The sequence below is a fragment of the Avibacterium endocarditidis genome (assembly GCF_002921145.1).
GTDB classification, from domain to species: domain Bacteria; phylum Pseudomonadota; class Gammaproteobacteria; order Enterobacterales; family Pasteurellaceae; genus Avibacterium; species Avibacterium endocarditidis.
Genome location: NZ_PQVI01000037.1, coordinates 1 through 8,776, shown reverse-complemented (window position 1 = coordinate 8,776; position 8,776 = coordinate 1). Strand labels below are relative to the sequence as shown.

Here is an 8,776-nt window from a genome sequence, read left to right as displayed (position 1 = left end):
TTTTATATGGCTCAAATGCAGGGCTAGGAATGAAATCTGGATTCTATGGGATCCAATCTCATCATAACAAAATGCACCTGTTTCAAGCCATCTATGAAGGGGTGCTATTCAGTATGAAGTACCACCTTGATCGAATGTTGCAACGTTTTCCAAATACGCAAGTGCTACGCATTACCGGTGGGCCAGCCAAATCGCGAGTATGGATGCAAATGCTTGCTGATCTCACGGGAATGAAAATTGAAGTTCCAGCAATTGAAGAAACAGGGTGCCTTGGTGCCGCAATGATGGCAATGGAGGGGACTCAAGGGCGTGCAATGCCATTCACCGCGAAACAACAATGTTTTACGCCAAATACGCAAAACTTTGCTATTTATCAGAAAAAATATCAGCGTTATCAGAAGTTTGTTTCCGCATTACAATCTTTGTTATAAATAAAAGTGCGGTCAAAATTTCACTAATTTTATTAGGAAAACAAAATGAGAAAACACAAATTAGGCATTTATGAAAAAGCCTTACCTAAACATATCAGCTGGCAAGATAGACTTTCCATCGCCAAAGCCTGTGGCTTTGATTTTGTGGAAATCTCCATTGATGAAAGCGATGAACGCCTCAGCCGCTTAGATTGGACAAAAGCACAGCGCCTTGAACTGGTGCAAGCTATCATCAATACCGGCGTGACGATTCCCTCTATGTGCCTTTCAGGGCATCGCCGCTTTCCCTTTGGCAGCCACGATGAAGCCACACGCCAAAAAGCCTATGAAATCATGGAAAAAGCCATTCAGCTGGCGGTAGATGTAGGCATTCGCACCATTCAACTGGCAGGCTATGATGTGTATTACGAAGAGCAAGATGAAAGTACGCTTGAGCGCTTTCAGCAAGGGATGGAATGGGCGGTTGAGTTGGCGGCAAGTAATCAAGTAACCCTCTCTATGGAAATTATGGATACGCAATTTATGAGCTCCATTACGCGTTGGAAAAAATGGGATGACATTATCCGCTCCCCTTGGTTTACCGTGTATCCAGACCTCGGCAACCTGTCTGCCTGGAATGACAATGTGGTAGAGGAATTGAAATTAGGCATCGACAAGATTTCTGCGATTCATTTGAAAGATACTTATAAAGTCACTGAAACCTGCGCAGGGCAATTTCGTGATGTGCCATTTGGTGAGGGCTGTGTGGATTTTGTGACCTGCTTTAAAACCCTTGCTGAACTCAATTACCGAGGTGCTTTCTTGATTGAAATGTGGACAGAAAAAGCCCAAGAGCCGATTGAAGAAATCATCAAAGCACGCCGTTTTATTGAACAAAAAATGCAAGAAGGAGGCTTCCCATGTTAGCGGAATTACGCGAAAAAGTCTTACAAGCCAATTTGGCTTTACCAAAACACCACTTAGTCACCTTCACTTGGGGAAATGTCAGTGAAATTGACCGCACTTCAGGATTGGTGGCGATTAAACCTTCGGGGGTAGAGTATGAAACCATGACCGCCGATGATATTGTGATTGTGGATGTGAATACAGGCGAACGCGTGTGGGGAACGAAAAAACCGTCCTCTGATACCGCAACCGCATTTGGAATTATATCGCCAATTTCCTGAAATTGGTGGCATTGTGCATACCCATTCGCGCCACGCCACCATTTGGGCACAAGCAGGGTTAGATTTAATTGCCGCGGGCACCACACACGCCGATTATTTCTATGGCAGTATTCCTTGTACAAGAAAAATGACGCCAGAAGAAATTGCAGGCGAGTATGAACTGGAAACCGGCAAGGTGATTGTCGAAACCTTCCGTAATCGCAAAATTGAGGCGAAAGATGTCCCTGCTGTATTAGTCCATTCCCACGGCCCTTTTGCTTGGGGAACTGACTCAGATAATGCCGTACATAATGCGGTGGTGTTAGAAGAAATTGGTTATATGAATTTATTCAGCCGCCAACTCAACCCGAATTTAACGCCAATGCAGCAAGAATTATTGGATAAACATTATCTCCGTAAACACGGTAAGAATGCGTATTATGGGCAATAATCAATCTAGTACAAGGAATACAATATGAACTACCAAGCAGTCGCTTTTGATTTAGATGGCACATTGCTCAATTCGCAAGGGCAGATTCTTGCGGAAAATAAACAGGCAATAGCCACGTTACAACAGCAAGGTGTTAAAGTGTTGTTGGTAACAGGGCGACATCATACGGCGGTGATTCCTTATTATGTGGAACTGGGTTTAACCACGCCGATTATTTGTTGCAACGGCACCTATGTTTATGATGTACAAAATGACAAGGTGCTGGCTGCTAATCCACTTTCGCAACAACAAGCGCAGCAAATTTATGATACGGCAACCAAGCACCATTGCCATTTATTAATGTATTCTCGCAATGCGATGAATTATGCGGAGCTAAATCCTCATATGGAAAAATTTCTGAAATGGGTGGCCAGTTGTCCTGAAAATGTCCGTCCTTTAGTGCGAAAAGTAGAAAGTATTCAAGATGTGATCGATCACGACAAACCAATCTGGAAGTGCGTGATTAGTGCGCAAAGCAAAGACATTATGAACCAAGTAGTGGCAGAATTGCCGATTGAGCAATTTAGCTGTGAATGGTCTTGGGTGGATCGTGTGGATATTGCCAACGCAGGCAATACCAAAGGGGCAAGATTGTTAGAGGTATTAAATCAATGGCAAATCGCACCGCAACAGGTGATTGCGTTTGGCGATAACCACAATGACATCAGTATGCTCACCGCCGCGGGATTAGGCGTGGCGATGGGCAATGCAGAAGATGAAGTAAAACATCAAGCCAAGCTCACCACCACAAGCAATGATAAAGCTGGCATTGCTCAAGTATTAGCCGAATATTTCAAACGCTAAAACAAAACCGCTGAGAATGATCAGCGGTTTTCTTTATTTACAGCTTTCTAACATCAACCCAAACCAATCCTGCATTATGCTGGTCATTGCGTTTAAGTCCAGTTGTGCTAATTCTTGTTCGCTTAGCACGCGTTGCCAGTATTTATCTTCTTGCTTAAAGCCATAATCGCTACCGTAAATGCTTTCGTACAAGATGGCAAAGCATTTTTGTTGAATGGCTTCTTCATCATCTGTGCCTTTTTCATTTTTGAGTGCTTTGAAATAACGGCTCAGATTCGTTGTTAGCACTAAGCAAGGGGATTGTTGGGCTTGAACATAGGCTTCTAGATAACATTGTAATTGGGTAAGTGCGGTGCTTTTTTGCAGAGTTTTAAACCGCACTTGTTCACCTTTAGCGTAACTATGAGCAGGAGCGACATTTTCTTGTGTTGCACATTGCACTAAATAATAGATCCAGTTTTCAATCAGATCTTTATCGCGGATTTTTCCCCCCACACGCCAAGTTACTCTCTCCACTTTCCCCTTTGATGTGCCATCAACCAAAGGATAAAGCTGATTGATTACGCCTGTTAAACGCAAAGTTTGGGTTGGCAGGGTGAAATCCAGCTCCACTGCCACGCTTTGGCTTTCTTGCGTTAAATAGTCTGCCACCTCTTTTTTCAGATCGCGAATATCTTGGCTCAGTTTTTGCCCTTGCACTTCAGCAAAAGCGCCCCTTGGCATTATGCCTTTAATTTGTAACTGGCGGAAAAATTGGCTAAATTCATCATCATTGAGATAAAGCAGTTGCTGGTTAATGGCATAGCGTTCCAAGTTATCGAAATCGAAATTTTCTGTGTCCCTTAAGGCGCTTTCTTCATTTTGCAGGTGAATGCCTAAAATCTGCTCTAGGAAAAATCGGATCGGGTGCTGTACAAAGGCGATAAGCTGGCTTAACGCTACTGTTTGCACCCGATGATCATTATTCAACGGCTGAATAAAGCCCTGTTCTTGCTGCGCAGTTTTATTCACTAATGGCAACCATTTGCGCGCAAAAGTGCGGTGGTTTTTACTGAAATTTTTCTCGCTAAAAGCGGTCATTGGGTGATGTATCACCAATTTTTTACGCCAATATTCATTCGGATTTTCGACCTCATCATTCTCAGGCAATGGCAAGTTTTCTGCCACATAATCCAATAATTGATTTACCAGTACAGAGGGTTCTTTCGGTTCATCATCAATGATTGAATGCCCAACATAACTGAGATAGAAATAATCTTGTGCAGAAACGAGCGCTTCAAGAAACAGATAGCGATCATCATCGCGCTTAAAGCGATCGCCTTTCTGTCGATGATACTGCATAAGATCAAAGCTATTTGGTGTGCTTTGCCGTGGGTACTCCCCTTCATTCATTCCAAGCAAGCACACCACGCGGAATGGGATTGAACGCATTGGCAATAAGGTGCAAAAATTCACTTTCCCCGCCAAAAAACGTAAGTTATGCGGGTTTTCTTGCAAATAGCCACTCATCACTTCCGTCACCACTTCTGCGCCAAGTGTTTGTTCAAATTGCACATTGACCAAAGGTTCAGCAAAGGTTTCAATGCAATCATTAAGATACCATTGGGTTTCTTGGCTCGTTTCATCAAATTGGAAAAAGGTTTCCACCAGTTGGAATAAAGCTTGCTGCCATTGCTCAACAGAATGTTCGCCGCAAAGTGTTTGATACCATTGATAAAGTTGTTCAATAAATTCCGCTAAATAGCCTGCTAATTGCCCTTTTAAGCCGTAACTATTATCAAAACCTAGGCTGTCTTGCCAAATGCCATTTTCTTCACGCATTGCATAGCCGAGCAACATTCTCTCCAGCCCTGCTTTCCACGCATTATAATTTTCTTGCGCTACGCCCTGATATTTTTCCAAGCCAAAGCGAATACCTGAATGTTCCACCCAATGATGAATATAAGGTAGATCTTCAAGCTCAATATAAAAACGGGCGCGAATACTTGGAATATCGAGAAAATCCAGCACATCTTGCGCGCTAAACAGACTTTCTTTCAGGTTTAACAATTTGATGAAAGCCGACACAATCACATCATTTTCCGACAATTTATTATCCGAAATAGAAAATGGAATGTAAGGCTTACCTTGTTCAAAAACTGCGCGAATATAAGGGGTATATTTATCAATATTGGCCACCATTACCACCACATCTTTTGGTGTTAGGCTCGGATCTTGATTAAATAAATGCAGTAAATAATCCTGCAAGGCTTCCACTTCTCGCATTGCGCTATAACAGGCGTGAATGGAAAAAGACGGATCTTGCGCTGCAAAATGCAGCGGCTCACTACCCGTTGGCGTAAGCGTTAAAATGCGTTGCTGAATTTGGTGTAATAAGCTGTCTTCTGCCAATTCTACATAGGCATTAATTTCATTACTTTGCAGATCAGTAAGCAGATAAAGGAAATCGCGCCCTTGTTTGCCCCAAGAAGAAAGTAACGGGTTACCCACTTGCAACATTTCTTGCTCGGCAGTGCGCTCATACTGCTCTTGCTCTAGTCGCGCAATTTGCTGATGAGAAAATAATGGGTTAGATTGTTGGCTTTGTTGATCGGTGCGGGAACGCTGTTGTAATTTTTGCCAATATTGCTTATCGACAATATCGCCCCAATACTCACGGCAAGGATTAGTGAAAAATAAATGCACATCACAAAACTCACTGATGCCGTTGAGAATTTCCAAATATACTTTTGGCAGAGCTGAAATACCAAACACAAAAATGCGTTTTGGCAGTTTTAGCGGTACTTTTTCACCCAGTAACTGAAGAAATTGTTGGTGTAAATGCGCCCTGTGCCAAACTTCTTCACTGCCATTTTGCTGTTGAATTTCAGCCACTAATGCACGCCACAAAATGCCTTGCCATTCAATATGGCGTGTAATTTGATCGGCTAACTGTTGTTTATCTTCACTTTTCTGTGTCGCAATTTGTTGCGCGATGCTGCTGTCTGCATTTTTTTCCCACGCACTGATCCAATCTGGGCGATACACTAGATATTGGTCAAATAAATCTGCCACTTTTTCTGCCAGCTGATACAACTTTTGTTGTGCCGATTGCGGTGCAGAATTGAGATAATCACGCAATGGTGCAAAGGCGGGTTGTGCTAAATATTGCGGAATCAATCGCATTAAGCGCCATACTATCTGCTCTTTGGCAAATTGATTTTGCTGCGTTACATTAAACAAATTATCGCGATACAGCTGCCAAATAAAGGTCGCTGGCATAGGAAATTGTAAATTCGCTGAAATCCCTTGCTTTTCCGCAATTTGCCATTGCAGCCACTGCGCCATTCCGGGACTTTGTACCAAAATAATTTCCGACTGCAACGGATCGTCCAACGGCATTGTTTTCATTAAATGCAGTAGGATCTCTTTTTGTGTTTCAAGCAAATTGGAATAATAAACGGTTAGCACAGAATTTCCTTTTATAAGCTGGTTTCCCCTGTGGGATAACGCACAGTAACTTTATTTTATGACAATGAAGATGAAAAATAAGCTGATTTTCAATTTGAGTTTGACAACTCAGCCCCATAAACAGACGCTGATGCTGATTATGCGCAATAGAAATGGCTTGTAAATCTTGATAAATTTTCACCGCACTTTGCCGCTGGTGCGTGAGCCATTGATTAATGGACAGAAAAATACCACTAAATAGGGTTAAAGTCATTAGCAAAGAAAATAAATTCATTCCTTTGTATTTTAGCGGTCTATAAAGGCTCGAAATCATACCAGCTCCTTTTTGCTAGCCGCCAAAAACGATAAGCCTGAACCACTTCTTGTAGCGTTTTCTTATTGTAAACCAATTTCACATTTTCCCCTTGATGTAATTGCCCTTTCGTAATCACTGCGCCACGAATTTCCCCTTTGCCAGATAAAGTTAAATCTCCTTCTGCCACAATCACCGCATAAATATTGCCGTTGATTTCCCAATGCTTCTCGTGTTCAGAAAACCAATAAAGGGGATATTTGCTGATATTTTCTTGCTGTAAAAGTTTGGCAAACAAAGGTGTGATCTCAGGATCAAAATATTGCGAAAATTCCCCCCGCACTTATGCCACGACTTGGCGTTTTCTGAAATAAACTTATTCGCTCGCACCAAGCAAAAATGCGCGGGGTCATCAAAAGTGCGGTGTTTTTTTGTTGGATTTTTAAACTCAAGACGATAGACAGAATCCGCATAATCTAAGGGTAATTTTCGCATTCCTGTTGCAGATTTTCGCTGCTTATTGGCAAGAGCACTACATTATTTTCCGCATAATATTTTTGCTGCGCATTCATTGCTCGATAAAAATGCAGCTCTTCTTGATTAAACAACATTGCGATCATCAATAATGAACTAAGCAACAACAATAGAGTTAGGGTAACAATGCCTTTTTGTGCTTTCATTCTGCACCGCCTTGATTGAGCAAAGGAATGACCATTTCGCTTTCATATTCAATATGCGGTTGTTTGACGAGTTGCCCTTTTAACTGTGCTACAAGCAACAAATCTTTTAGCCACTGCAAAGAAAAATGGGTGATCGCAATTTCACGATCATCGAACAGATCCACCCAACCACCTTTCTCACAAGCGGGTTGCTGAGTGTAAGTTTGGCATTCTTCTTTTGTGCATTTTTGCTTAACGGTGTTTTTGTAAGTTAAACGCGTTTCTAACATTTTTTGCTTTAGGCGATAACCGAACAATTCACGTTCGATTTCTTTTGCTCGATTTTTACCATTTTCGACGCATAATCCTTTGGTGTAAGTAGAGCCAATACAACCTGAATTATCCAAATCATAGAAAAATAACACACAGCTATTCGGTTTTTCTCCCGAGGCTTGGCTAACAACAAGGCTTGTGCCTTGTTCATCTTGCTCAAACAAAGCAAAATTATCCACTTTACGCTTTCCAACGGCTGCACGAACCCCCGTGCGGCGTAAATCTTTGCCGATTAATTGTAGGGTTCTTTCTATTTCGGCTTGTAAAAAAAGCCGTGCATTCATTTGCTGAATTTGCCATTGGCTATGTTGATAAAATTTCACGATGGCGATTAATAACAAGCTAGATACTGACAAGGCGATCATCAAACCTAGCAAACTTTGCCCTTTTAAATAGCGGTTCATCTAAGGCTCTCCGCACGCACTGAGCGAATTCGCCTGTTTTAGCTTTAGGCTACCCACATTAAAAAAAGAAAATAAGGTTTTCGCTTGCCCTGCTTGCAATAAGAAACAGTCCGCTTGAATGGTGTTGCGGATACCGCTGAATCTAGCCATTTCTTGCGGAAAATAATGTTTACTGCTAATCATTGTTTGCGTTGGAAACAAGGGTTGATAAATATTCGCCATTAGCTCGTCTACACATAAGTGCGGTTGTAAACAGTTGCATATTTTTTCGCTTTTGACTTGCGCCGCAATGCACCATTTTTGACTTGCTAGATCGCGATTCGCCACTAAAAACCATACTTGATTCGAATTTTCCACGCGCCGTTGAATTGTGCGGAAAAATAAATATAAGCGCTGTTGCTCTTTGCTTAACAACCATTGTTCCTGATTCTGTTGCCATACAGGCAAGGTCGTAACCAATAGCATACTGGAAATCAATAGTACGATAAGAGATTCTAATAGGGTGAAGCCTTTCATTTTAGCCATAATAAAAACGCGGATTTTTCAACCGCACTTTTGCCTTTGTTTATCGGTAATTTTCTATACGCAAGCCTAACAAGGGCGGTGCTTTTTTAGTAGGAAATGAAGAACGTTTTGGAATCGAGATCGCAAAAATAATCAGAAAATAAGAATAAAACGTAGAATGTGATAGATTAAAAATAATGAGGTGGAAGATAGATTGTTATGAGAATTTAAGGGATAAATTGATGATGGTGGGTCGTGAAGGAT

At 41.8% G+C, this 8,776-nt stretch carries 9 protein-coding genes and 1 pseudogene; 4 read left to right on the top strand and 6 right to left on the bottom strand.

The genetic code is table 11. The annotated features are described in order from the left end of the window. From C3Z13_RS03535 to C3Z13_RS03520, 4 genes and pseudogenes are all read left to right on the top strand, one after another. Positions 1–431 (top strand): FGGY-family carbohydrate kinase (locus C3Z13_RS03535; protein WP_245872529.1); only part of this gene is annotated, 431 nt, incomplete at its 5' end. Positions 432–476: 45 nt separating this feature from the next. Then, entirely contained in the window at positions 477–1,337 is an 861-nt protein-coding gene (locus C3Z13_RS03530) for an L-ribulose-5-phosphate 3-epimerase (RefSeq protein ID WP_103855014.1), read from the top strand. Next, positions 1,331–2,027 (top strand): annotated as a pseudogene (gene araD / locus C3Z13_RS03525) (L-ribulose-5-phosphate 4-epimerase). Before C3Z13_RS03530 ends, araD begins: the two are co-directional and overlap by 7 nt. 24 nt (positions 2,028–2,051) lie before the next feature. Beyond that, a complete protein-coding gene (locus tag C3Z13_RS03520; RefSeq protein ID WP_103855013.1) occupies positions 2,052–2,870 on the top strand; it encodes a pyridoxal phosphatase in 819 nt (272 codons plus the stop codon). Positions 2,871–2,903: 33 nt separating this feature from the next. Here C3Z13_RS03520 and recC read toward each other — a convergent pair whose 3' ends face one another. From recC to C3Z13_RS03490, 6 genes are all read right to left on the bottom strand, one after another. Next, positions 2,904–6,320: an exodeoxyribonuclease V subunit gamma gene (gene recC, locus C3Z13_RS03515; protein WP_103855012.1), complete on the bottom strand. Its 3,417-nt coding sequence runs from the start codon at positions 6,318–6,320 to the stop codon at positions 2,904–2,906. Continuing rightward, positions 6,289–6,633, bottom strand: a complete 345-nt coding sequence (locus C3Z13_RS03510; RefSeq protein WP_425427447.1) for a DUF5374 domain-containing protein — start codon at positions 6,631–6,633, stop codon at positions 6,289–6,291. Before C3Z13_RS03510 ends, recC begins: the two co-directional genes overlap by 32 nt. Next, complete coding sequence (locus C3Z13_RS12635; RefSeq protein WP_103855011.1) at positions 6,614–6,955, bottom strand: DUF2572 family protein; 342 nt, start codon at positions 6,953–6,955, stop codon at positions 6,614–6,616. The genes C3Z13_RS03510 and C3Z13_RS12635 overlap by 20 nt, the downstream gene beginning before the upstream one ends. Before the next feature lie 133 nt (positions 6,956–7,088). Continuing rightward, the gene (locus C3Z13_RS12630; RefSeq protein WP_103855010.1) at positions 7,089–7,292 is read right to left on the bottom strand and encodes a DUF2572 family protein; all 204 of its coding nucleotides are present in this window, start codon (positions 7,290–7,292) and stop codon (positions 7,089–7,091) included. Beyond that, positions 7,289–8,008: a PulJ/GspJ family protein gene (locus tag C3Z13_RS03495; RefSeq protein WP_103855009.1), complete on the bottom strand. Its 720-nt coding sequence runs from the start codon at positions 8,006–8,008 to the stop codon at positions 7,289–7,291. The genes C3Z13_RS12630 and C3Z13_RS03495 overlap by 4 nt, the downstream gene beginning before the upstream one ends. Next, positions 8,009–8,533, bottom strand: coding sequence for a type II secretion system protein (locus C3Z13_RS03490; RefSeq protein ID WP_103855008.1), 525 nt, complete (start codon positions 8,531–8,533; stop codon positions 8,009–8,011). Positions 8,534–8,776 lie beyond the last annotated feature (243 nt).

Bases quoted from the DNA above. Each gene is read 5' to 3' on its own strand.
- C3Z13_RS12630 (WP_103855010.1), bottom strand. From the start codon at position 7,292: ATGAAAGCACAAAAAGGCATTGTTACCCTAACTCTATTGTTGTTGCTT.
- C3Z13_RS03490 (WP_103855008.1), bottom strand. From the start codon at position 8,533: ATGGCTAAAATGAAAGGCTTCACCCTATTAGAATCTCTTATCGTACTA.
- C3Z13_RS03495 (WP_103855009.1), bottom strand. From the start codon at position 8,008: ATGAACCGCTATTTAAAAGGGCAAAGTTTGCTAGGTTTGATGATCGCC.
- C3Z13_RS03510 (WP_425427447.1), bottom strand. From the start codon at position 6,633: ATGATTTCGAGCCTTTATAGACCGCTAAAATACAAAGGAATGAATTTA.
- C3Z13_RS03530 (WP_103855014.1), top strand. From the start codon at position 477: ATGAGAAAACACAAATTAGGCATTTATGAAAAAGCCTTACCTAAACAT.
- C3Z13_RS03520 (WP_103855013.1), top strand. From the start codon at position 2,052: ATGAACTACCAAGCAGTCGCTTTTGATTTAGATGGCACATTGCTCAAT.